This window comes from Lentzea atacamensis (genome assembly GCF_003269295.1).
GTDB lineage: Bacteria > Actinomycetota > Actinomycetes > Mycobacteriales > Pseudonocardiaceae > Lentzea > Lentzea atacamensis.
Genome location: NZ_QLTT01000022.1, coordinates 1 through 21786, shown reverse-complemented (window position 1 = coordinate 21786; position 21786 = coordinate 1). Strand labels below are relative to the sequence as shown.

Sequence of the window (21786 nt, the reverse complement as noted above, 5' to 3'; positions counted from 1 at the left end):
CGTACGAACGGCGCTTACGAGGAGGCATGAGGACATCCTTCCAGCAGAACCCCAGGTCCTGCTAACTCGGTGTCCACTGCTCGGGGTGAACCTCAACAATCCGAGGTCAGTACGTCCCTAACGCAGCGCCAGCGTGTGGTTCATCAGTCCTGAGGGTCGCTTCTGCTGATCGCACATGAATGTGATCACTGGTTGCGGACGTTGGTCAGAACCGTGGGTAGGAGACTGATGCCATTCAGGTAGGGCGTAGCGGCAGCATCGTACGCGGGGCCCGCACTGGGGGTGCGGGCCCCAACGGGAACCAACTCACGCGCGGCGACCCCTGGAGTGCTGTCCCTCGTGCGTCGGTGTTTCGCTACTCGCAGCGGAAGCACGTGGCGGACTCGTCCTCGATGGAGGCGAGGTGCTGCTGTGCGTGTGTGGCGTCGTGCATGCCGTGGGGATAGCGGTCTACGGCGCCGCGCCAGCGGGCTGTTGCCTCGGCAATGTCTCCACGGGCCCTGGCAGCGTGGGCGAGGCCCTCCAGCGCGCGCGCTTCGAACCTCGCGAACGAGAAGTGCGTGGAGCGCTCCAATGCCTGTGTGTAGACCTTTTCGGCGTGGTTCACGTCCTCGGCGGCGAGGGCGGCTTCTGCCAGGGAGCTGAGCGCTTCGCACTCCACCCTGTGCATATGCAGCTGGCGCGCCAGGGTGAGGGCGGAGCGGCCGTGCTCTACCGAGGTAGTCGGGTTGCCCAGTGCGCGGTGCACGTTGCATAGGGCCACATGTGCCAGGGCGATGCCGGGCTGGTAGTCGATCGCCTTGCAGGCGGACAACACTTCGTCCAACGTGCGCGCGGCTTCCTCGTGTCTTCTTTGTGCGTGCTGAACCATGCCGATGTTGCACGTGGTCACGAGGCGGCCGACGACGTGTTTCGGCGGCATTAGCTCGAGGGAGCGGTTCAGGTGATAGAGCGACTCGTCGAACCTGCCCAGTTCGCGGAACACCACCGCCAGGTTGTTCGTGATCGTCGAGTGGTTCGGGTTCCTGTCGTCGTGAGCGATGAGTGCCTGGGCCGCGCGGAAGTGCTCTTCCGCCGCAACGTAGTTGTCCTGGTCCAGGTACATGAGTCCCAGGTGGATGAGCAGTGCGGACTCGCGCTGGTAGTCGCGGGCCTTTCGCACCAGCTCCAGGGCGGTGCCGATGTGGAGGATCGACTCCTCTTTGTGGCCGCGCTCGCGGCACACCGCCGCGAGCCCGGACCAGCAGAGCGACTCGCCGACCGAGTCGTCGTCCCTGTTCGCCGCCTCAGCTGCGGCGGCGTACAGCTCGTAGGACTGGCCGCCGTAGTTGTTCAGCGTCAGGTACGGCTCCATTGCGCACACGAGCCGCCACGCGTGACCGTGCCAGCCGTTGTCTGCGGCGAATCGAGCGACGGCGGTGAGGTTCGCGAACTCCAGGGCCAGCACGGCTGCCGCGTCCGTGGAGGAGGAGACGGGGCGCACCTCCTGGTGTGGCAGGTTGTCGCTGAACCTGCTGTGGGACGAAGCGGTTGAGAGCGTGCGGCACCACTCCTCGGTGGCGGCCAGGTAGTAGTCGAGCAGGCGGTGTGACGCGGCTTGTCGCTCCGGCGCGGAGTCCGTCTCGTTGAGCAGCTGGATGGCGCAGTCCCGCACCAGATCGTGGAAGTGGTATTGACCCGGTGAGTTCTGCTTCAGCAGGTTGAAGTCAAAGAGTTCGTCCAGACAGGACTCCGCCTGCTCGACCGTGATGCCGGCCAGTGCCGCTGTGGACCAAGCGTCGTACTCGGTACCGGGGTGCAGGCTCAGCAGGCGGAAGACCTTGCTCTGCAACGCGGGCAGGTAGCGGTGCGAGAGCTTCAGCACCGCCATCACGTTGCGGTCCTCGATCTGCAGGAAGCGGGCTCGATGCGCATGGCCGCGGATGCGGCCGACCAGGTCCGCGACGGTCCAGCTGCCACGGTCGCGCAACCGGGCCGCGGCAATGCGGATCGCGAGCGGCAGATAGCCGCACAGCCGCACGGCCTCGGCGACGGCTTCCGGTTCCTGGCTCGCCCGGCGCTCACCGATCACGCCGGCGAACATGCTCACCGCTTCGTCGGGAGGAAGCACGTCGAGCGACACAGGCACAGTGCCGTCCAGAGCAGTGAGTCTTCGCCTGCTCGTGACGACGACCAGCACGCCCGCGCTGCCCGGCAACAGCGGACGGACCTGCGCCGCGTCGACGACGTTGTCTATCAGCACGAGGCTCCGAGTGCCGGCGAGCTGGGAACGCCAGAGCGCGCCGCGGGCCTGCGCTCCCGACGGGATCAGCTCGGGTGGTACCCCGCTGTCGCGCAGCAGTTGTTCGAGCGCTTGCTCGGCTGAGAGGGGCTCGACACCCGCGCTGAACCCGTGCAGATCGACGAAGTACTGGCCGTCCGGATACTGGTCCGCGACCTGGTGGGCGAAGTGCACGGCGAGGGTTGTCTTGCCGACGCCGCCCATTCCGTCGATGGCCGAGATCACGAGCGTGGTCGGTTCGGTGCGGAGGACCTTTTCGGCCAGCTCGTCGAGCTCCCTTGACCGTCCGGAGAAGTCGTTGGTGTCGTGTGGGAGGTAGAACCGGGACAACCGCCGGTCGGGTGGACTCGACTTCTGCTCGGGCGGCTCCGGCGGGGCGACCGTGACCGTGCCTTTGAGGATTCCCAGCTGCAGGTCACGCAGCTCCGTGCCGGGATCGAGACCGAGTTCGTCGACGAGCGCGTTCCTGCCCTCCTCGTAGACTGCGAGCGCGTCCGCCGACCTGCCGCTCAAGTACAGCGCTCGCATGAGACCCGCGCGCAACGACTCCCGCAGCGGATGCTGCTGGACGAGTGGGGTGAGCTCAGCGATGATCGCTCCGTACTCCCGCACGCGCATTCGGTAGGCGGCGAGTAGTTCCAGGGCGGTGAGCCTGCTCTCGTTCAGTTTCGCCGCGACTGTCTCGATGGCCAGGCCGTCCAGACCGCTCAGTGCCTCACCACGCCACGCCGACAACGCAGAGCTGAGCAGCTTGATCGCCTCTGGCAGGCTGCCCAGAGCCTCTGCCTCGCGCGCGGCGCGGCTTCCTTCGTGGAAGTGGTGGAGGTCGGTCAGCTCCTCGGCGACGTCCAGCCGGTAGCCGGTGTCGGTTCTGGTGATTCGGGCGTCACACGCGAGATCGGCCAGCGTGCGGCGCAGACCGCCAACCGAGTTGTGGATCTGCTGACGCACCGAGCTGGGTGGGTCGTGCCAGAGCGCGTCGACGAGCTGGTCGACCGGGACGGCCCGGTTCGCGTTGAGAAGAAGGATCGCTAGGAGCTTGCGCTGGCGCGCTCCGCCGAGCCTGACAGGCTGACCTGACTGCAGAACTTCGAATGGCCCGAGCAGGCAAAACTCCACGTCCACCCGTTCAGCATACTTACCGCGGTAGCACTGAGTAGGCTCCTCGTAGCGCTTGAGTAGTCACGGGCGCTGAATTAGTTGCTGGCTGTCGTGTTGGACAGCGTGGAAGAAGCGTTCTTCTAGGGGGCATGAGTTGAAGAAGAAGACGATCGTCGGCCTGGTGCTGGTGGCAGCGGCCTTCGGTTCGGTGTGGGCTGTGGGCGCCGCCTCCGCGGGGGAGTCTCAGAGCAAGGCGCCGGAGGTCCAGAACACGGTCCTCGTGGGCCCGCCTGGTGACAGCATCGGCTCCGGGCCGATCGAACCCTGACCTGTTGAACGGATCGAACAGTTCTTCCGGCGACGACCCGGTCGATGTCGCCGGCACTATCCGAGGTCTCGGCCTCACGGCATTGGTGCTGGTGGCCGGGTTCGTCCTGGGATGGCTTGCTCAGCTCGGTGTTCCCGGGCTGGGCGGCTTTTCCGTGATGTGGCCGCAACACTGGAGGTTCTTCACCGGACTGGAGCGCGACTCCGTCGTGGCCTACCGCGTGACGGAGCCGGGGCACGTTCTCCAGCCGCTCGAGGACGTCGAGTACCGCGGCCTGGGGAATGGCGTCGAGGTTCGCTACGCCGAGGCGTGGCAGTTCGCGCGTCGCGTGCCCGACGCGCGGTGGCAGGTCTGTTCGAGGGAGAACACGCTGGCCTGTGGCCTGGATCTCGTCGTGGACGACGTCCATCGGCTGAGGAACGAGTCCGCGAGCCATCTCCTTTGCGGGCACCTCGCGCTGGCCGTCGAACACACCGACCTGCCGCCAGCCGGTCGGCTGCCGGCCTTGGCCATGCGCGTGCATCGCATCGCATTGGTGGACATCGATTGCGGATGACGATGACGCGGTTCGGAGACGTTCCCGCGAGGCTCGGGCGGATCGCCCTGCGCACGGAGCCGCGCGGCCCAGGGCTGGCTGTCGGCCGTTTCCTGCTCGCGCTCGCCCAACTTTCCACCTTGGCGTTCAGCCCGGACGCCGTGCTGTTCTCCCCTGTGCTGAGCCCACCGGACGGCGTGCGTTGTGACGGGATGCGGTCGCTTTCACTGTGGTGCCTGACCGGCGGGTCCAGCCACGGGATGATCATCAGCCGAATCATGACGATCGGCGTGCTGCTGGCCGTGATGTCGGGGTACCGGCCCAGGTTCCTCTGTGTTCCGCACTGGTACGTCGCGTTCAGTTCGGTCGTCGCGGTCCCAGTGCCGAACGGCGGGGAACGGGCCCTCATGCTCGCCTCCATGCTGCTGATCCCGATGTGTCTAGGGGATGACCGGCGGTGGCAGTGGACGCGTCCTCGTACACCGCTGCCTCCCGTCTGGAGGGGTGCGGCATTCGCCGCCCGGTACGCGCTCCGGCTACAGCTCTCCGTCATCTACCTCGGCGCGGTGGTCTCCAAGCTCTCGGACCCCCTGTGGCGTCAGGGAAGTGCGATGTTCGTGATCGTGAATTACCCCCAGGCGGGCTTCTCGGCCTCCGTGCGGGACCTCCTGGAGCCCGTCCTACGCACGTACTGGGTGGTCGCCGCCGTGAGCTGGTCGGTGATCGGAGCCCAGCTGGTGCTCGTGGTTCTGCTGTGGAGCGGTGCGCGGGCACGATGGTGGGCGTTGGCGCTCGGTTCGGGCTTTCACGTCGGGATCATGTTCCTGATGAGCTTGGCCGTCTTTGGTTTGGCGATGATTGGCGTGCTGGCAATCGTGTGCGTGCCTCCACGTCGTGTCGGGGAGAGTGTGGGGATCGGAAATGACCAGGAAGTTCGAACTGCAACCGTTCGAGGCTGATCAAGCCGCACCGGCGGACCTGAGGGCGCTCTACGAGCTGTCGGTGGCCGCTCTGCGTATGGATCGCCCGGATCCAGTGGTGCTCGACTACGACGACTGGGTGGCCAGTCTGCGGCAGCTTGCCCCGAGTCTGGGGCCTCGGGGGTACTGGATCGCCCGTCGTGATGGCGAGCTGGTGGCCAAGGCCGTCGTCTACTTCCCGCCTGACGAGAACGAGCATCTGGCGCTGACGACGATCACTGTGGCACCGCGGCGGCGGCGTGAGGGTGTGGGGACCGCGGTGCTCAAGGCGCTGCTGCCGGAACTCGAAGCGCGCGGCAGGAAGCTCGTGGAGGGCTGGGAACTTTCCAAGGGCGGACCGGGCGCGCAGTGGGCGGTCGCGGTGGGGATGCGCATCTCCAAGTCGACACTCGCGCAGACATTGGACATCCGCGGTGTCGACCCGGTGCTCTGGGACGTGCCTGCTCCTGACGGTTTCAGGGTGGCGGAGTGGGTGGGAGCCGCACCTGACGAGCTGGTGGCTTCGTACGCTCGCGCGCTGCATGTGATGCGCGATGCGCCTGCCGGCGACTCCGAGTACAGGCTTGCGGAGTGGACGGCCGAACGTGTACGCGAGGCTGAGGCTCGCCATCGTGAGCGGAACGTCGTGCAACGGGTGGTGGTTGCGTTGTCTGAGGCGACAGGCGAGGTTGTCGCGCTGACACAGATGGACCTCTACGCCGATTATCCCGAGTGGGCCGTCCAGCAGGACACCGCCGTGATACCCGCGTATCGCGGCAAGGGGCTTGGGCGGTGGGTCAAGGCGCACATGTTGCGGGCACTGCTCGCCGAACGGCCCTTGATCGGGAAGATCTACACCAACGTGAACGCCGACAACGAATACATGATCAGGGTGAACGAGCAGATCGGTTTCACGACCAGCCGCTCGACGGTAGGGGTCAGCGGGGAGATCGCCGAACTGCGTCGACTGCTGGGCTGAGTCTCACACTGATCGTGCTGGAGCGGAACTGGAGCAGGGCTGGTAGTTGAACGTCGTCGAACGGCACTCAACGGCGCTGAACGGCAGCTACTTGCGCTGGAGTTGTTGGGGGTTCTGGTGTTTGCGCTGGTAGTAGTCCTTTGTGGACCTGACGGTGTGAGGGGCAGTGGGATTGGGTTACGCCGCAAGCGGTCCGGAGACGTGGCGTTGTGACGGCTCGGGTGCAGTCGGATGTGCTTTGACGTTGAGGTCGGCTTCGTGCCACCGGCGTTGGAGGTCGTTGAGGAGCCGGATTTCTACTTCGGGTGCGACGTGGGAGTAGACCTCGGTGACGCGGTTGGGCAGGTGGTGTCCGAGGCGGCGTGCTTGGGCGATCTCGGGTGTGCCGCCGGCGATCAACCAGGTCTTGTGGCTGTGCCGTAGTCCATGGAAGGTCAAACCGGGTCGGATCGGCACCGCGCGAACGCCCGACTTTGGACAATGCTCGTTGCCATTGACCGCGGGCTTGAGCACGCGGCGGATGAAGGTGCTGCGCCACAACCATGTTCCGCCTTCGGCGGTGAACACGAACTCGTTGTCGTGCCGCTCGAGGTGCTTGCGCAGCATCGTGATGAGGAACGGCGGCAGGGTGATGGTTCGTGCGGACGAGGCTGTCTTGGGTGAGCCGAGCCAGCGCGTGTGCGCGCTTTCGTGCAGGGATCCGGTGCGTGGGTCGATGATCAGGACACCTCGGTCGAGATCAACGTTGTCGCGGCGAAGGCCGGTGAGCTCACCCCAGCGGCAGCCGCTTCGTCGGCTACGCAGCCCAGAACGCAGGTACCAGCAACTGGAAATGGCGCGATGCGGCTGGTGAGACCTTCACGAGTGCGTTCGGCGCAGGGGCAGGAGTGAAGACGCTGCGCGCGCTGAACGCAATAAAGCCTGGTCGCCACGCTAAATTCTCCCCTGCGCACTCCAGGAACATTTCCTATCGGTTCAAGTGGAACCGGAAAGGGCAGCGTTGGAAGTGGTGGTAGGAGAATCATCGGTGGTCGCAGCATCGTAGTGAAAGGGTTACTTGCCATGTTTCCGAAGCTCACGGTGCTGCGACTGCTTGTCCTCGGAGTTCTGTTGATCGGTGGGGCATACCTGCATGACAGCCTTCCCATGCCGGAGCGGTTACTGGTCCCATTCGCTGTGCTATTCGGCGGAACCGTGTTGATCCGTTTGTGGGCACGTCAGGACGGACCCGTGAACACGGAGCAGGCGGCAGTCGACGAGGGTGATCACGTCTGGCGTGTTCGGTTGTGGGCGAAGGTCGCGGCAGTCGGTGTGTCGCTGCTCGGCCTGCCGTTCGTGGTATGGCCGGGTCTGATCAATCCCGATTGGCAGGACGGCATGCCGCCAGTCGAGTTCGCCGTGGCGATCCTGATCTACGTCGGGCTTGGCTTGGTCGTGTGGGCAGTATTTCGGTCGAGGCTTGAGGTGCGGAAGGACCTGATCCACGTTGTCAATCCATGGCGAGTCTACGACGTGCCGCGCTCGACGCTTGTCACCGTCCGGCCAGGAACGCGAGGCCTCGAGTTGGTACTGGAAGGCGGGAGCACTGTGGTTGTGTTCGCCGTGCAGTGCGTAGCAGGGTTCGGCAGTCGCGAGCCGAGATGGGTGTCCGTTGCCAGAGCGATAACCGGTGATCCCACGATCACCGATTCGACCTGGAAAGCGTAGCTGCAACAGCCGAATGTGTTCGTGGTGTGGGGTGGGCAGAATGAACTTGCTCACCCCGCATCGTTATTCGGAAGATATGACACTGAAAGCGGTTTCCGACTACTGTCGGCGTTCGATGGATTCACAGACGTTGCGGGGGCGTGAAAGATCGCAAACCGACAGGAGACCGGCTGGTGTTCTGGTACAACGAAGTCAAGCGGTGGCGTGGATCGCGTCGCATTGTGAGCGTAGAGAGAGTGGTATGTTCCGGCGCCTGGCCGAGGTTCCACGTCCGGTTCGAGTCCTATGCCCCGTTGTGGTGGCGGTGGCCGTTGCGGTACTTGTGGTGGTTTCTGCCAACGGGTCTCCGCAGGCTGCTCCTAGCGGTGCTGCGGACGAGCGTCAGCCCACGTCGGCTGAGCTGACAACGGTCGGCTCGCCTGTCGAACCGACCTCCAGCACCGTCACCACGACGGCGTCCGTCAGCAGTATGCCCAAATCGTCCGCTGCCACCAGTTCATCGGTGCCCAGGCCTGCTGCTGTGGCTGCGCCCCCGACTTCGGTGCGCAGTGTCGAGGCGCCTTGGTTCGCTGGTCGTGTGGGCAGCGCCAGTCAGGTGATCTCGGTGGTGGGTGCGGGTGGTTCCAATGCCACGTTGTCGACGTGGCAGAGGTCCGGGAGTGACTGGGCGCAGGTGCTCGGTGGTGTTGCGGCGAAGGTCGGTTCGCCGGGGATCTCGAGTTCGTATGGGGAGTCGTCGTCGGCGACGCCGGCTGGGGTGTTCGCGATCACTGGTGCGTTCGGGCGGCAGGCTGATCCTGGTGCTGGGGTGTCGTACTTCTGGATCGATGATTCGGACTGGTGGGTCAGTGATGTGAACAGTTCTGCCTACAACACGCATCAGCGGTGTGCTCGTGGGACGTGTCCGTTCAACGAGAGCACGTCGGAGAACTTGGCTTCGCACGGCGCTGTGTATGACTACGCTTTGGTGATGGGTGTGAACGCGCAGCGTGTCCCTGGTGCTGGTAGTGCGTTCTTCGTGCACGTCACGAACGGGGCTCCGACTGCCGGTTGTGTGGCGATCTCGGCGGGCACGCTGGCGTCGATTGTGCGTTGGGTTCGTCCGGGCGCGGTGATCGCGTTGTCGCCGCGGTGAACGGATGTTCGCTGGTAGCGAGTCCGTTTCACACTGATCGTGCTGGAGCGGAACTGGAGCGGTGCCAGGAGTGCAACGTCACTGAACGGCGCTCAACGGTGCTGAACGGCGGCTAGTTGCGTTGGGGTTCTTGGGGTTCTAGTGTTTGTGCTGGTAGGAGTCCTTTGTGGACTGGCAGTGTGAGGGTCAGGGGTTCGAGTCCCCTCAGCTCCACTTGAATGAGAGCCCGTCTGATCTAGCGGTAGACGCTGGTCAGCCGGGTTCTTTGCATTTCACCGGTGATCACCTCTTGATCGTCTTGTTCTGCTCTGGTGGAGAGGTTCTGGAGCGGCTTTCTCCAGGATGATCGGTTCCTGGGTCGTTGGTCTGCGTGGATGTGGTGTCCCTCTTACCAACGGGGTGAGGGTCACTGTGTTGGTTATGCGGCAACAGGGCCGGAGAGTCGTCGTGCGACTGGTTCTGGCGCTATGGGGTGTGCTTTGACGGTTGCTTTGGCTTTGTGCCAGCGGCGTTGCAGGTTGGTGAGGAGTCGTTGTTCGACTTCGGGTGCGACGTGGGAGTAGACCTCGGTGACGCGGTTGGGTAGGTGGTGGCCGAGGCGTCGTGCTTGGGCGATCTCGGGTGCGCCGTCGGCGATGAGCCAGGTTTTGTGGCTGTGCCGTAGTCCGTGGAATGTCAGGCCGGGTCGAATCGCCACGGTGCGGCGGCGGTTGCGTGGCTGGTCTTCGTTGCCGTTGACGGCTGGTTTGAGGATGCGTTGGGTGAAGGTGCTGCGCCACAACCATGTTCCACCGTCCGCAGTGAACACGAACTCGTTGTCATGCTGCTTGAGGTAGTCGCGCAGAAGCTTGATCAGGAACGGCGGCAGCGTGATGACGCGGGCCGAGGATGTGGTCTTGGGGTTGCCGAGCCACTGTTTGTGGGCGCTCTCGTGCAGGGCGCCGAACCGCGGGTCGATGACGAGGGTGCCGCGGTCGAGGTCGACGTTGCTGCGGTGCAGTCCGGTGAGCTCACCCCAACGGCAGCCGGTCCAGGCGGCGGTGATGATCAGCAGCTTGGCGGTGTCGCCGCCGAGTGCGGCAGCTTGGTCGCCACGTCGAACCAGCAATCAGTCGACCAGCCTCAGCGGTGTGGTGCCCAGGACGCCGGTGAGGAGATCGTCAAGCAGAGTGGGGAGCTGTGCGGGCAGCAGGTTGTCCGTGCGCTCGCCGAGTTCAGCGGCTGACCACCAACCAGCGGAGGAGGCGTCCCCGGCGGGTTCGAGCACGGCTTTTCCTCAGCGGCATCGGGCGGGACAGGGTCGTGTGGGCTACTTCAGCGATTGGTCGGTGCAGGTGAATGAGGACGTCTGCGCTAGCCGTATGAGAGAGAAACGTGTTACCACAGCGTCCTTGTCGAACACATGGTGACCGCTCAATTGTGAGGATCGTGGCCAGACGTGCTGGTGTCCTGCCCGCCGAGGTGTCCAGTTTCGTGGATCGCCATCGGGAGCGGGGCCGGATCAAGCAGCTGCTGACCGAGGCACGGCTGGTGACGGTGGCCGGGATCGGAGGGGTGGGCAAGACCCGCACGGCGTTGCGGGTTGCCACCGAGCTGCGCCGGTCGTTTCCCGACGGGGTGTGGTGGGTCGAACTGTCGGCTCTGCGGGATCCCGAGCTGCTCGCCTACGTGGTGGCCGAGGCGCTGGGGATCGGGGACGCGACGCTGCGGCCGATGGACGAGGTGCTGGCGGGTTTCCTGGGCGGCAAGCAACTGCTGCTGGTGCTGGACACCTGTGAGCATCTGGCGGAGGCGTGTGCGGCGCTGGTCGACGGGTTGTTGCGGGCGGCGCCGGGGTTTCGGGTGTTGGCGACCAGCCGGCAACCTCTGAAGGTGCCCGGTGAACGTCTGTTCACGGTGTCGCCGTTGGCGGGAACCGGGTTGTCGGACGGGGTGGAGCTGTTCGTCGAGCGGTCCAGGGCGATCAGCGGGATCGTCCTGAGCGACGAGGAGTACCGCGTGGTGGCGCGGTTGTGTCAACGTGTGGACGGCATCCCGCTGGCGATCGAACTGGCGGCGGCGCGGACGAGAGCACTGCCCGTGCAGTACGTCCTCGACCACCTCGACGACCGGTTCCGCATGCTGGGTGCCATGCGGGCGGGGGTGGCTCGGCACCAGACGATGCGGGCCGCGATCAACTGGAGCTACGAGCTGTGTTCCCCCTCCGAGCAGCTGCTGTGGGCTCGGCTGTCGGTGTTCGTCGGCGCGTTCGACCTCACCGCCGTGGCCGAGGTCTGCGCGGATGACCGGTTGCCGCCGGCGGAGCTGCCGGCGCTGGTGACCGCACTGGCGGACAAGTCGATCCTGCTGCACGAGGACCGCTCGGGTGAGAGCCGCTACCGGCTGCTGGACACCATCCGCGCCTACGGCCGGGATCGGCTGGGGACCGAGGAGGACCGAACCGAGTACTTGCGGCGGCACCGCGACCACTACCTGCGCCTGGCGCAGCGGTTCGACGCCGAGTGGTGCGGCCCGCACCAGGCGCGCTGGCGCGATCGCCTGACGGACGAGCACGCCAACCTGCGCGCCGCCCTGGACTTCTGCCTGCGGAACCCTGCCGAACGCCATCAGGGGCTGGAGCTGGCCGGAGCGCTGCGGTACTACTGGATCGCCTGCGGAGCCCTCCGGGAGGGGCGGCATTACCTGGACCGTCTGCTGGACTGCGATCTCGCACCGGATCCGACGCTGTGGACCGCCCAGTGGGTGTGCGCGTGGCTGGCCGTGGCGAACGGCGAGCTCGCCGCCGTCGACACCTTGCTCGCCCGGTGTCGTCCAGAGGTCGAGCGGCACGGCGACGTCGAGGCAGCCGGCTGGATCGCCTACGTCGCCGGGGCGGCCGCGATGGCCCGCGGCGATCTCTCCGCGGCAGTGGAGCTCGGCGAGCGATCGGCGACCCTGCACCAGCAGGGTGGTGACACCGGCACCGGCCTGTTCAACGCCTGGTGCCTGCTCGCCATGGCATTCGCTCTGGCCGGCGATGCCGCCCGTGCCATCGCCGTGTGCGACGAAGGCCGCGCGGCATGCGATGCGCGCGGCGAAAGGTGGGCGCGCTCCCACCTCGATTACATGAGCGCGCTGGCGGAGTTGACCCGCGGCGACTTCGATGCCGCCGCGGCGTACGCCCGTGACGCGCTGCGGTTCAAACGCCTGCTGGGCGACAACCTCGGGTTCGCCGTGAACCTGGACGCCCTCGCATCGGCCACCGCGGCGCAGGGCCAGGCCGACCGCGCCGCACGGCTGCTGGGTATCGCCCACCAGGTCTGGCAGACCTTCGGCCTGCCGCAGTTCGGCTCCCCCGACCTGCGCGCGGCCCGCCAGCTCTGCGAACGCCAAGCCCGCGCCGTCTTGGGCGACGCCGCCTACCGGGCCGCCTTCGACGCCGGGCTGGAACTCGACCTCGACTCCGCCCTCCGCTACGCCCTGGACGAACAACCACCGAAACCACCGCAGACCGCCGAACAGCCGCTCAGCTGGGCGCCACTGACCCGGCGCGAACGGCAGATCGCCGAACTCGTCGCCGACGGACTGGCCAACAAACAGATCGCGGAACAGCTCGTGATCTCCACCCGCACCGCCGAGGGCCACGTCGAACGCATCCTCGTCAAACTCGGCCTCGACAACCGCAGCCAGATCGCCGCATGGGCCACCCGACGACGCAAACCCAAGCCACCCACCGAACCGAACCACGGCAGCTGAAACACATCAGGCCTGTGGGCGCAGAAACCCTGTACCGCTCGACAAGTCGTCACCGCAGCGTGGCAGCGCGACCATTCCAGGCTGGCGCATGTTCAGGTAGTCGTGTCTCGGCTGTACAAGGTGACGTGGAAGTTGCTGTCCGCCGCGTCGGTGCTGCTCCGCGGCGAGGCGGAGAAGCCGTGCCGGCTTGTCCGCGCGATCGGCGTGAGGCGACCGCAAGCGCTGACCCGTTCGATCCACCACCCGGCCAGCGAGCGCCTATCCCACGCGATCATCCAAGCCGAACTCGCCAGGCTCCGTTGGGCAGCCGGCCACCTCGAACAAGCCTGTCGCGCACTACCCCAGTGAGCGGTGGCGACGAGATCGCTCTGACCGGTTCTTTTCGAACCGGGATTCCACCAGAACGGAACGTTCACGGTCTCGGTCACGCTGCCCGTATCACGTCGAATACCGCTAAACCGGTTCTCCAGGCACGCCTTCAGCGAGCCGAAGACCTGTCGACGGTGGCAAAGCCGGGTCGGTCCGTGGCCAACGGTCCGAACGCTGGCATGATCCGCCGTTAGGTCACATGAATGCACGAGGCATGAGTCCGGTGCGCCTGCGGACGAAAAGAAGCCCTGTTCGCCGTGACAGCGAACAGGGCTTCCTAATTCCGCTCATCGATGCCGTGCGTCTGCCCGCCCAGGACAGGAACCAAGTTTCAGGCTGGCGGCCCCGAAGACTCGGCCGAGCCGCGGTTCACAGAACCAAAGAAATCTGCCCGACACTTCTTGCAAGCGCAAGCAAAAAAGTCTGGGCGGACGGGGTGGATGTCAACCGAGCCCTCGGTGGCGACATCCACCCCGTCACTCTCGGAGTGTGGCTCTTCGGTGGGGACGGAGCCTTATCGGCCGAGCAGGCTGCCCTTGACGGCCGCGTCCTGCTGGTAGGCCGGAGCGTTGTTGCAGGCGTTGTAGTCGGAGCCGGACACGCCACCCTGCTGCCACGGAGCGGGGCACGGGATGTTCACGTTGACCAGCGGCGCACCGACGGTGCCCACGAGCTGGCCGATCGAACTTTCGTTGTACACCGGAGCAGCGGCGGTCTGACCGAAGTCCTCGTTGCGGGCGTCGGCCTCGCCCCCACCCAGGTCACCGGCCACCAGCGCGTCCTGCTGGTAGACCGGAGCGTTGTTGCAGGCGTTGTAGTCGGAGCCGGACACGCCACCCTGCTGCCACGGAGCAGGGCACGGGATGTTCACGTTGACCAGCGGCGCACCGACGGTGCCCACGATCTGGCCGATCGAACTTTCGTTGTACACCGGAGCGGCTGCGACCTGGCTGAAGTCAGACGCCTTCGCACCGTCCTCGCTCGCGAAGGCACCGGCCGTCGAGGCCAGCATGGAACCAACCGCGATGGTGGCTGCCGCGGTCCCGAGGATCGTCCGACGCAGGGCGTCCAAATTGAACATGGAGACTTCTCCGTTTCATGCGAGATGGCGGTCACTCAGATCACGCCCCGCCCGAGACAGGGCAGGAATGCGCGTGGCGAATGGAGTGTCGCCACATTAGCCCCGAGGACGCTCGTCGCAAGTGGGCAGACGCCATTTTTCAGCCCGCTTCACCCGAAAGTGTTCACGGTCAGTTGGTGAACGCTCGCCAAAAAGGGGAACGTCATGAGGTTACCGAGACATGAGAAACGCACCGTCGACCCTGCTGGTCGGCCGCCAGGCGGATATTCGAAACGCACAGGTCTCACGGCGGAACGGTCAGGGCGATGCGGGACACCGCCCCGGGCTCCACTTGATCAGCATTCCGCTCGCCACGTCACGACAAAGTTTCATGGACGAGGTGGAGTTCCTTCAGTCGCTAGTCACGCCCAAGTTCGGCGACGTCGTGGAGCTTGGCCAGCTCTTCCAAACCGGGCCGCCCTCGGACACGCCTGTGGAGTGGCCGCGGCGGCTGACCAGCGAGGACAAGCACCGCCCTGTCCGGATCACCGCTGTCCTGCCCCGGATGGGCGCCGGTGGCGTACAGCACGTCACGACAGTTCAGATCCGAATCCTCAGTACGGATTCAGCGCCCGGCCAGGGCCAGGTAAGCCCAAGGCCGATGCTGAAACCGAAGTCCAGTCCGCTCAACACACCTCGCGGCTTGTTCGAGCCCATCCGGGATTCGGGCTCCTCCCTGCTCCAGCAAGTACCGCACATTTGCTAGCGGCAAGGCACTCGACGTCTACCAAGCCAACCTGCAGGACGGCGCGCAGATCGTGCAGTGGGCCGACAACGGCGGCCACAACCAACACTGGCACGTCACCGACACAGGCGGCGGCTACCGAACCCTGTTCAACCGCAACAGCGGCCGCGTACTGGCCATCCCGTCCTCAAGCACCACCAACGGGACGAACGCGATCCAGTGGGTCGAGAACAACGGCAACGACCAGCAATGGCAACTCGTCCAGGTGTCATGAGAATCCGGATCGGAGGGTTACTGTGACGAAACGACGATTGCGCGCAATCACCGCTGTGGTGGCAACGACGGCACTGGCCGGCGCGATGGGTGCGGTGTTCGCTCCGGTGGCGCTGCCAGCGAACCCGATCGTGACCGACCGCTTCGTTGCCGACCCGTAGGCGCACGTCTTCAACGGTCGGATGTACATCCACGCGACGGACGACGAGACCAACAGCGGCACCTATTGGGATTCCAACGACTGGCGTGCCTATTCGTCCGAGAACCTGGAGCAGTGGACCGATCATGGATCGTTCTTCGGCGTCGGCGGGTTCTCCTGGGCCACCCGGTACGCCTGGGCACCCACCGCGGTTGCCAGGGACGGCTACTACTACCTCTACCTCCCGGTCGACCGCACCAAGATAGGGTCGCCCGCAGCACCTTGCCGACCAGCGGGTTCAGCGACGCACGCGGAAACCCCCTGATCGACAACTCGCGGGACGCGAACGCGGGCGACGAGCCGATCGATCCCGCGGTGTTCATCGACGACGACGGCCAGGCATACCTGTACTTCGGCACGCGGGTGCCCAAGGTGGTCAAGCTGAATCGCGGATCGGTTGGCCGCCCATCACTTACAGCTCGAGCTGCGTAGTGCGGGAGTCCTGGCTCGGGCTGGCGGTGACGCGTAGTGCGTCGCCGGCACCGAATACGGCGAGCTGGCCGAGTCGGATGGAGCTGGTGCCGACGGTTCCGGCGCCGGCCAGTGCGTAGAGCAGCGCGTTGTATCCAGGGTGCCAGGGCAGTTCGACCTGGGCGCCGGCTCGACGGTGATGTGCGCGAGTGTGATCGGTGTGTGCGTCGAGCCTGGGCCGCCGTGCCCGGCGACATCGCCGGCGATGACCCGGATCAACGCGCCACCGTCCGGCGTGGTCAGCAGCGCGGCCTGAGTGCCCCGGATGTCCTGGTACAGGGGGCGCGGTCATCTTCTTCACCTTGGGCAGGTTCACCCACAGCTGGGCGCCGTGGAACACGCCGCCGGTCATCACCAGGCTCTCGGGTGGTGTTTCGGTGTGGAGGATGCCAGCGCCGGCGGTCATCCACTGGGTGTCGCCGTTGGTGATCTGCCGCCACCGCCGTTGGAGTCCCGGTGGTCCACGATGCCGTCGATCATGTACGTGACGGTTTCGAAGCCGCGGTGCGGATGCCATGGCGTGCCCATCGGTTCACCGGGTGCCAGGTCGATCTCGCCGATGTGGTCGAAGTGGATGAACGGGTCCAGTTCGGACATCGGCACGCCGGCGAAGCCGCGGCGGACCGGAAATCCCTCACCTTCGTAGCCCCGCGTCGCGGTGATCAGCCGGCGAACCTTCCGGTACCGGGTGGCCACCGGGTCGAGCACGGCAACCGGGGGAGGGTGAGTACGTCGTCGACGGTGATGGCGGGCATGAGAGTTCCTTCAGCTGAAGGAGTACGGGCCGAAACGGCCCCAGGCCACGACGGCGGCCACCGCGAGCAGCACGATGTTCGTGACGATCGCCTGGGTTTCCCTGCGGCGCGCGTGGGTTGCCGCGGCGCCGATCATCACCAGCACCAGGCCCACGGCGGCCAGCGGCACGAGCACGGGGACGATGTCCAGTGCGGCGGGCAGGATCAAGCCGATCGCGGCCAGCACCTCCACGGCGCCGATCAGTTTGATCAGGCCGGGGGAGAAGCCGGTCGCCCACGCCATGTTCGGCGAGGCGGTCAGTTTCTCCTTGGGCTGGGCCAGTTTCGCCGCGCCTGCGGCCAGGAACACCGCGGCCAGCAGGCTGGCGAGGATCCAGAGGACGATGTTCATACGAGGGCGTCCTTACGTTCGGTCAGGAACTGCTGGAGGCTCTGCAGCCGCGGGTTCAGCGCGCGGACGGCGTCGAGGTCGCGGTCGGTGTTGAACTGCGGTGTCTGCGCGTAGAACTGGAACATGTTGGCGATCTCGGCCGCGGCGGGGAACGGCTGGGCCCGCAGCACGTCGAAGGGCACGGGCACATACGTGACTTCTTCACCGAGGGCCGCGCTCAGGTGCTCGGCGATCTGGGTGCCGGTCAGGTGGTCACTGGCGATGCTGATGGTCTGACCGGCGAGCTCGGGGCCGCGTTGGAGAACGCCGTAGGCGGTGCGGCCGATGTCCTCGGCGGCGATGCCGGCCAGCGGGCTGTCGCCCATCGCCAGGGCCAGCACGAGGTGGCCGTCCTCGCCCCGCTGTGGGCCCATCTGGCCCAGGAGACCGTCCCAGTAGAACGTGGTGCGCAGGAACGTGGTGGGTACCTCGTTGTCGATGAAGTACTGATCGGCCTCGGCTTTGGCGTCGAAGTGCGGCACCTTGTAGTTGCCCATCAGGGTGGGCATGCGGTCATCGTCGAGCGGGATGTGCGTGCGGGTGTCGTCCAGCGTCGACCAGATCACGTGGGTCAGGCCGGTGGTCTTCGCGGCGCGGGCCATGTTCAGCGCGTCCTGCTTCTCCTGCTCGGGGGACATGTGATCCCAGAAGTTGGTCACCAGGAACGCCCCGTAGGTGCCGTCGAACGCCTTGGTCAGGCTCGCCTCGTCGGTGATGTCGGCCTCGACCACCTCAGCGCCCTGGGCGGCGAGCCGTTGTGCGGAGTCGGAGCCGGGGTTGCGGGTCAGCGCACGCACCGCGAACCCACTGCCGGGGTCGTCGAGGATGGCGCGGGCCAGGCCGCCGCCCTGCTGGCCGGTGGCCCCGACGATCGCGATCACCTTCTTTTCGGTCACGGTTCATATCCTCTCAGTTACATGATGTGTCATGTACTTTACTCACGGAGTTACATGACATGTCAAGTAGATGAGTTAGGCTGGTGTCGATGAACGACACGACCGAGTGGCTCAGTCCGGCGGAGCAGCACGCCTGGCGTGGCTTCGTGCGCCTGCATCAGAAGCTCAGCGCCAGGCTGAACCGTGATCTGCAGGCACAGTCGAAGCTGTCCGGTGCCGACTACGAGATCCTCGTCGCGCTCACCGACGTGCCGGCGGGCCGGATGCGCCCGCAGGATCTTGCCCAGGAGATCGACTGGGAACAGAGTCGCCTGTCCCACCAGATCGTCAGGATGGCGAAACGGGGCCTGGTGACCCGGGAGGAATGCGCTGAGGACGGACGTGGCACGCTCGTTGCCGTCACGCCAGCCGGTCGCCAGGTCGTCGAGGCCGCCGCGCCCAAACATGTGGCCACGGTCCGGCGCCTGGTCATTGACGCCCTCGGCCCGGACGAACTCGCCACGCTGGCGAAGATCTACGGCCGCATCCTCGAAAGACTGGACGACGAGCCGTCATGAGCAACCTGGAAACGGCATCCGCCGAGCACGTGTGACGTGGTGGCTGGCCCGTCGCGGGTGGGGTCGAGGTGTTGACCGCTTGCGATGTCCCGATGGGCGGGCCGCAGGCGATGCGGGTGCGGGGTCGTCCGCCAGCACGCCGACCCGCCGGGACAGGTACCCGTGCACGACCGGGGCGTACCGGTCGAAGATCGTCGCGAACCGTTCCGGCGTGGCCAGGGACTCGGCGAGCAGGTCCTCGTCCGAGATCTCAGGCGGCGGCTCGCCCCGCGGGGCAGGCTTGGCGGGAGGTTTTGACATGGTCATGCTTCCTGTTGCCCGAAGTCGCGATCCAGTTCGTCGCCCGAAGCATGTCGGGACGCACGTGTCCAGGGAAACGGCGCGGAACGGCGGTCAACGACTCTGTTGCGGAGCATCCAGGTAGGACAGAGCCCGGCCGGATGAATCATCCGGCCGGGCTCGGGTGTCCGCACGTGCCGCTGGTGGATCAGCGGCTGGCAACGGAACTAGGCGGGAACGATGTTCTCCGCCTGCGGGCCCTTCTGGCCCTGCGTGATGTCGAAGGAGACCTTCTGGCCTTCCTGGAGCTCACGGAAGCCCTGCGCGGCGATGTTCGAGTAGTGGGCGAAGACGTCGGCGCCGCCGCCGTCCTGCTCGATGAAGCCGAAGCCCTTTTCAGCGTTGAACCACTTGACGGTTCCGGTGGCCATGGTGCACTCCAAGCATGAATGTGGCGCCCGCACTGTGCGGGGCCGGGGTATCCGCCACGACCGGGGTCGCTGAACAACAAAACGCCCGTGACCTGTGATCACGGGCGAACGACACTTCGTAAACCATGACAGATGGCACCACGCTACACCCGCGGCCTTCGGGACCAGCATCGCGGCCCCCCTGAATGACTAAGCTGGTGGTCAACGACCCCGGGACCAGGTGCTGCAGCGTCGGCATCGCGGTGGCCAAGGACGTGCTCGGCGCCGTGTCCAGGTGCATCAGGAGCACCGCCTGAGGAAAGGACACGGGTGGACGACTCGTCGAAGGTCGGCAGGCATGCTCGCGCTGTGCTGGCCGCCGCGAAGGCGTTCCGCGCCGAGGCGGCAGGGGTGCGCGCGGAACCGGATCGGCTGCTCGCGCTCGCCGCCGCGCAGTACCAGGTGGTCCGGGACTCGCTGGTGGCCGACCAGCTCCGCGCCATGCCGGTGGACAAGCTCCGGGACACGAAGGCGAACCTGCGGCTGAGCAAGTTGAAGGCCGCCGGGTACCGGACCCTCGCCGACGTCGTCAGGGCGGGCCCGGAACAGCTCGACGGTGTGCCAGGAGTCGGCAGGCAGTCCGCCGAGCAGATCGTGCGGGTCGCTCGTGCCGTCGCCGATGGTGTCGCGCGTGACACGGCTGTCCGGCTGAACCCCGACCGCGCTGACCGTGCCCAGACCGAGCTGCTGCAGCTGATGTCCAAGTTGCGCAGGGCGAACCAGCTCGTCGGTCCGCTGCGCGAGGCGCTCGGAGACGTGCTGGGCAGGGTCGACGCCGATGTGCGCGCCGCATTCCGTGCCCGCAGCCGGGTGCGCATGTTCTTCTCGTTGCGGAAGAACCGGCAGGCCGCCGTCGATTCGCTCGGCCGGCTCGAGGCCCTGCTGGCCAGTCGCGACGTGGCGGCGTTGCGCGCGGTGGGCACGCAGCTGCGCGTGCCGGACCTGGACCACCGCGCGCTGTGGCGCGACTACGAGCTCGACGCGGCCGCGTACAACACGCTCCTCGCCGACCTCGCCGGCGCGGACGCGTTGCCGGATCGCAGTGCCGCCAAGGGTTTCGTCCCGGCCGACATCGAGCACGAGGTCGACGCGACCGCTCTGGACACCAGCCTGCTGAAGGTGTCGCTGCGCGGTTACCAGGTGTTCGGAGCCAAGTTCGCGCTGGCACGCAAGCGCGTCATCATCGGCGACGAGATGGGGCTGGGCAAGACGATCGAGGCCATCGCGGTGATGGCCAGCCTCGCCGCCGATGGGCGGCGTGGGTTCCTGGTGGTCTGCCCGGCGAGCGTCGTCGTCAACTGGGTCAACGAGATCGCCAGGCACAGCGACCTCGTGCCGCACCGGATGCACGGCGCGGGCCGTGACGGCGCGGTCGGCGAGTGGCTGGCGCAGGGCGGTGTCGGCGTGACGACGTTCGGCACGTTGCCGAAACTGGTGCTGCCCAAGAGGTTTCGCCCAGCGCTGGTCGTGGTCGACGAGGCGCACTACGTGAAGAACCCGGACACGCAGCGCTCGCAGGCGGTCAACACGATCGTGCAGCGCGCGGAGCGGGCAGTGCTCCTCACCGGCACGCCGATGGAGAACCGCGTCGAGGAGTTCCGCAACCTGGTCGCCTATCTCCAGCCGGGCGTCGCGGCCCGCACGGGCGCCATCGACGCCGTGGTCGGGGCGAAGGCTTTCCGCCGCGTTGTCGCACCGGTGTACCTGCGGCGCAACCAGGAGGACGTGCTGGGGGAGCTGCCGGAGCTGCTGGAGATGGAGGACTGGGTCGAGTTCGGCAAGCAGGACCGGGCCGCGTACCTGGACGCGGTGCGCGCGGGGAACCTGATGGCGATGCGCCGCGCCGCCTACGCGCCGGGCACGCCCCGCGGCTCGGCGAAGCTGGAGCGGCTGCTGGAGATCATCGAGGAATCGAGGGACAACGGCTGGAAGGTCGTGGTGTTCTCGTACTTCCACGACGTGCTGGACGCGGTCGCGGACCACGTCGAGGTCTTCGGTCCCCTGACCGGCGAGACGTCAGCGCAGGGCCGCCAACAACTGGTGGACGCGTTCACGGCGTGCGAGGACCACGCGGTGCTGCTGGCCCAGATCGAGGCGGGCGGCGTGGGCCTCAACATCCAGGCCGCGTCCGTGGTGATCATCGCCGAGCCGCAGTGGAAGCCGAGCACGGAGGACCAGGCGATCGCCCGTTGTCACCGGATGGGCCAGGTCCGCAAGGTCCACGTGCACCGGTTGCTGGTCAAGGACAGCGTGGACGCGCGGGTGCAGGAGATCCGCGACCACAAGACGCTGCTGTTCGACCACTACGCGCGTGAAAGCGACACCAAGCATTCGCACGCGAGCGCACTGGACTCGGCGGTGTCGGTGGAGCAGCGAGTGGTGCAGGCCGAGCAGCAGCGCCTTGGTCTCTAGGAGCTGGACGCGAGCTGAGGTTCACCCCGAGCAGTGGACACCGAGTTAGCAGGACCTGGGGTTCTGCTGGAAGGATGTCCTCATGCCTCCTCGTAAGCGCCGTTCGTACG

At 66.4% G+C, this 21786-nt stretch carries 23 protein-coding genes and 1 pseudogene; 13 read left to right on the top strand and 11 right to left on the bottom strand.

The annotated features are described in order from the left end of the window. Positions 1 to 355: 355 nt before the first annotated feature. Positions 356 to 3406: an AfsR/SARP family transcriptional regulator gene (locus tag C8D87_RS44880; RefSeq protein ID WP_112232809.1), complete on the bottom strand. Its 3051-nt coding sequence runs from the start codon at positions 3404 to 3406 to the stop codon at positions 356 to 358. A 130-nt stretch (positions 3407 to 3536) separates the two neighbouring features. Here C8D87_RS44880 and C8D87_RS46680 point away from each other — a divergent pair, with 130 nt between their 5' ends. From C8D87_RS46680 to C8D87_RS44870, 4 genes are all read left to right on the top strand, one after another. Further along, entirely contained in the window at positions 3537 to 3710 is a 174-nt protein-coding gene (locus C8D87_RS46680; protein ID WP_170166833.1) for a hypothetical protein, read from the top strand. A 4-nt stretch (positions 3711 to 3714) separates the two neighbouring features. Beyond that, positions 3715 to 4266 carry a hypothetical protein gene (locus C8D87_RS46675; protein WP_170166832.1) on the top strand — a complete coding sequence of 184 codons (552 nt, stop codon included), beginning with the start codon at positions 3715 to 3717 and terminating at the stop codon, positions 4264 to 4266. 257 nt (positions 4267 to 4523) lie between these two features. Next, on the top strand, positions 4524 to 5204 hold the full coding sequence (locus C8D87_RS46670; protein ID WP_170166831.1) for an HTTM domain-containing protein: 681 nt from the start codon (positions 4524 to 4526) through the stop codon (positions 5202 to 5204). Further along, complete coding sequence (locus tag C8D87_RS44870; RefSeq protein ID WP_112232805.1) at positions 5167 to 6183, top strand: GNAT family N-acetyltransferase; 1017 nt, start codon at positions 5167 to 5169, stop codon at positions 6181 to 6183. The genes C8D87_RS46670 and C8D87_RS44870 overlap by 38 nt, the downstream gene beginning before the upstream one ends. Positions 6184 to 6360: 177 nt before the next feature. Here the strand turns inward: C8D87_RS44870 and C8D87_RS44865 are convergent, their stop codons facing one another. Beyond that, positions 6361 to 6987, bottom strand: coding sequence for a tyrosine-type recombinase/integrase (locus C8D87_RS44865; RefSeq protein WP_233442591.1), 627 nt, complete (start codon positions 6985 to 6987; stop codon positions 6361 to 6363). Positions 6988 to 7245: 258 nt separating this feature from the next. Between C8D87_RS44865 and C8D87_RS44860 the strand changes: the two genes are divergently transcribed. Further along, complete coding sequence (locus C8D87_RS44860; protein ID WP_112232801.1) at positions 7246 to 7890, top strand: hypothetical protein; 645 nt, start codon at positions 7246 to 7248, stop codon at positions 7888 to 7890. 577 nt (positions 7891 to 8467) lie between these two features. Beyond that, positions 8468 to 9025, top strand: a complete 558-nt coding sequence (locus C8D87_RS44855) for a L,D-transpeptidase family protein (RefSeq protein ID WP_215732677.1) — start codon at positions 8468 to 8470, stop codon at positions 9023 to 9025. 418 nt (positions 9026 to 9443) lie between these two features. On the opposite strand, the gene C8D87_RS44850 is transcribed toward C8D87_RS44855, so the two are convergent. Further along, entirely contained in the window at positions 9444 to 10133 is a 690-nt protein-coding gene (locus C8D87_RS44850; protein ID WP_112232797.1) for a site-specific integrase, read from the bottom strand. Next, positions 10134 to 10292 (bottom strand): hypothetical protein, encoded by a 159-nt coding sequence (locus C8D87_RS46665; RefSeq protein WP_170166830.1) that lies wholly within the window; start codon positions 10290 to 10292, stop codon positions 10134 to 10136. 161 nt (positions 10293 to 10453) lie between these two features. Between C8D87_RS46665 and C8D87_RS44845 the strand changes: the two genes are divergently transcribed. Continuing rightward, a complete protein-coding gene (locus tag C8D87_RS44845) occupies positions 10454 to 12760 on the top strand; it encodes an ATP-binding protein (protein ID WP_215732676.1) in 2307 nt (768 codons plus the stop codon). A gap of 883 nt (positions 12761 to 13643) precedes the next feature. Here C8D87_RS44845 and C8D87_RS44835 read toward each other — a convergent pair. Continuing rightward, on the bottom strand, positions 13644 to 14210 hold the full coding sequence (locus C8D87_RS44835) for a hypothetical protein (protein WP_112232792.1): 567 nt from the start codon (positions 14208 to 14210) through the stop codon (positions 13644 to 13646). A 220-nt stretch (positions 14211 to 14430) separates the two neighbouring features. Here C8D87_RS44835 and C8D87_RS44830 point away from each other — a divergent pair, with 220 nt between their 5' ends. The 4 genes from C8D87_RS44830 to C8D87_RS47320 are packed head-to-tail and all read left to right on the top strand — an operon-like array spanning position 14431 to position 15671. After that, positions 14431 to 14955: a hypothetical protein gene (locus C8D87_RS44830; RefSeq protein WP_146772115.1), complete on the top strand. Its 525-nt coding sequence runs from the start codon at positions 14431 to 14433 to the stop codon at positions 14953 to 14955. After that, entirely contained in the window at positions 14912 to 15208 is a 297-nt protein-coding gene (locus tag C8D87_RS44825; RefSeq protein ID WP_112232788.1) for an RICIN domain-containing protein, read from the top strand. Before C8D87_RS44830 ends, C8D87_RS44825 begins: the two co-directional genes overlap by 44 nt. Positions 15209 to 15230: 22 nt before the next feature. Then, positions 15231 to 15368: a hypothetical protein gene (locus tag C8D87_RS46660; protein WP_170166829.1), complete on the top strand. Its 138-nt coding sequence runs from the start codon at positions 15231 to 15233 to the stop codon at positions 15366 to 15368. Between the two features lie 21 nt (positions 15369 to 15389). Next, positions 15390 to 15671 (top strand): glycoside hydrolase family protein, encoded by a 282-nt coding sequence (locus C8D87_RS47320; protein WP_215732675.1) that lies wholly within the window; start codon positions 15390 to 15392, stop codon positions 15669 to 15671. A 147-nt stretch (positions 15672 to 15818) separates the two neighbouring features. Here C8D87_RS47320 and C8D87_RS48455 read toward each other — a convergent pair whose 3' ends face one another. From C8D87_RS48455 to C8D87_RS44805, 4 genes and pseudogenes are all read right to left on the bottom strand, one after another. After that, the gene (locus tag C8D87_RS48455) at positions 15819 to 16169 is read right to left on the bottom strand and encodes a pirin-like C-terminal cupin domain-containing protein (protein ID WP_233442590.1); all 351 of its coding nucleotides are present in this window, start codon (positions 16167 to 16169) and stop codon (positions 15819 to 15821) included. Between the two features lie 90 nt (positions 16170 to 16259). Then, a pseudogene (locus C8D87_RS48450) lies at positions 16260 to 16474 on the bottom strand (pirin family protein); the annotation flags it as partial. A 168-nt stretch (positions 16475 to 16642) separates the two neighbouring features. After that, the gene (locus tag C8D87_RS44810; protein WP_112232786.1) at positions 16643 to 17023 is read right to left on the bottom strand and encodes a DoxX family protein; all 381 of its coding nucleotides are present in this window, start codon (positions 17021 to 17023) and stop codon (positions 16643 to 16645) included. Further along, a complete protein-coding gene (locus tag C8D87_RS44805) occupies positions 17020 to 17958 on the bottom strand; it encodes an NmrA/HSCARG family protein (RefSeq protein ID WP_112232784.1) in 939 nt (312 codons plus the stop codon). Before C8D87_RS44805 ends, C8D87_RS44810 begins: the two co-directional genes overlap by 4 nt. Positions 17959 to 18047: 89 nt before the next feature. Here C8D87_RS44805 and C8D87_RS44800 point away from each other — a divergent pair, with 89 nt between their 5' ends. Continuing rightward, complete coding sequence (locus C8D87_RS44800; RefSeq protein ID WP_112232812.1) at positions 18048 to 18515, top strand: MarR family winged helix-turn-helix transcriptional regulator; 468 nt, start codon at positions 18048 to 18050, stop codon at positions 18513 to 18515. On the opposite strand, the gene C8D87_RS45540 is transcribed toward C8D87_RS44800, so the two are convergent. Then, the gene (locus tag C8D87_RS45540) at positions 18510 to 18815 is read right to left on the bottom strand and encodes a hypothetical protein (RefSeq protein ID WP_146772114.1); all 306 of its coding nucleotides are present in this window, start codon (positions 18813 to 18815) and stop codon (positions 18510 to 18512) included. The genes C8D87_RS44800 and C8D87_RS45540 overlap by 6 nt on opposite strands. A gap of 206 nt (positions 18816 to 19021) precedes the next feature. After that, complete coding sequence (locus tag C8D87_RS44795; protein WP_030475722.1) at positions 19022 to 19225, bottom strand: cold-shock protein; 204 nt, start codon at positions 19223 to 19225, stop codon at positions 19022 to 19024. A 309-nt stretch (positions 19226 to 19534) separates the two neighbouring features. On the opposite strand from C8D87_RS44795, the gene C8D87_RS44790 reads away from it, so the two are divergent. Next, positions 19535 to 21676, top strand: coding sequence for a DEAD/DEAH box helicase (locus tag C8D87_RS44790; RefSeq protein ID WP_112232782.1), 2142 nt, complete (start codon positions 19535 to 19537; stop codon positions 21674 to 21676). Positions 21677 to 21786: the final 110 nt, after the last annotated feature.

Bases quoted from the DNA above. Each gene is read 5' to 3' on its own strand.
- C8D87_RS46670 (WP_170166831.1), top strand. From the start codon at position 4,524: ATGACGATCGGCGTGCTGCTGGCCGTGATGTCGGGGTACCGGCCCAGG.
- C8D87_RS44870 (WP_112232805.1), top strand. From the start codon at position 5,167: ATGACCAGGAAGTTCGAACTGCAACCGTTCGAGGCTGATCAAGCCGCA.
- C8D87_RS44860 (WP_112232801.1), top strand. From the start codon at position 7,246: ATGTTTCCGAAGCTCACGGTGCTGCGACTGCTTGTCCTCGGAGTTCTG.
- C8D87_RS44835 (WP_112232792.1), bottom strand. From the start codon at position 14,210: ATGTTCAATTTGGACGCCCTGCGTCGGACGATCCTCGGGACCGCGGCA.
- C8D87_RS44830 (WP_146772115.1), top strand. From the start codon at position 14,431: ATGAGAAACGCACCGTCGACCCTGCTGGTCGGCCGCCAGGCGGATATT.
- C8D87_RS47320 (WP_215732675.1), top strand. From the start codon at position 15,390: ATGTACATCCACGCGACGGACGACGAGACCAACAGCGGCACCTATTGG.
- C8D87_RS48455 (WP_233442590.1), bottom strand. From the start codon at position 16,169: ATGACCGCGCCCCCTGTACCAGGACATCCGGGGCACTCAGGCCGCGCT.
- C8D87_RS44810 (WP_112232786.1), bottom strand. From the start codon at position 17,023: ATGAACATCGTCCTCTGGATCCTCGCCAGCCTGCTGGCCGCGGTGTTC.
- C8D87_RS44800 (WP_112232812.1), top strand. From the start codon at position 18,048: ATGAACGACACGACCGAGTGGCTCAGTCCGGCGGAGCAGCACGCCTGG.
- C8D87_RS45540 (WP_146772114.1), bottom strand. From the start codon at position 18,815: ATGTCAAAACCTCCCGCCAAGCCTGCCCCGCGGGGCGAGCCGCCGCCT.
- C8D87_RS44795 (WP_030475722.1), bottom strand. From the start codon at position 19,225: ATGGCCACCGGAACCGTCAAGTGGTTCAACGCTGAAAAGGGCTTCGGC.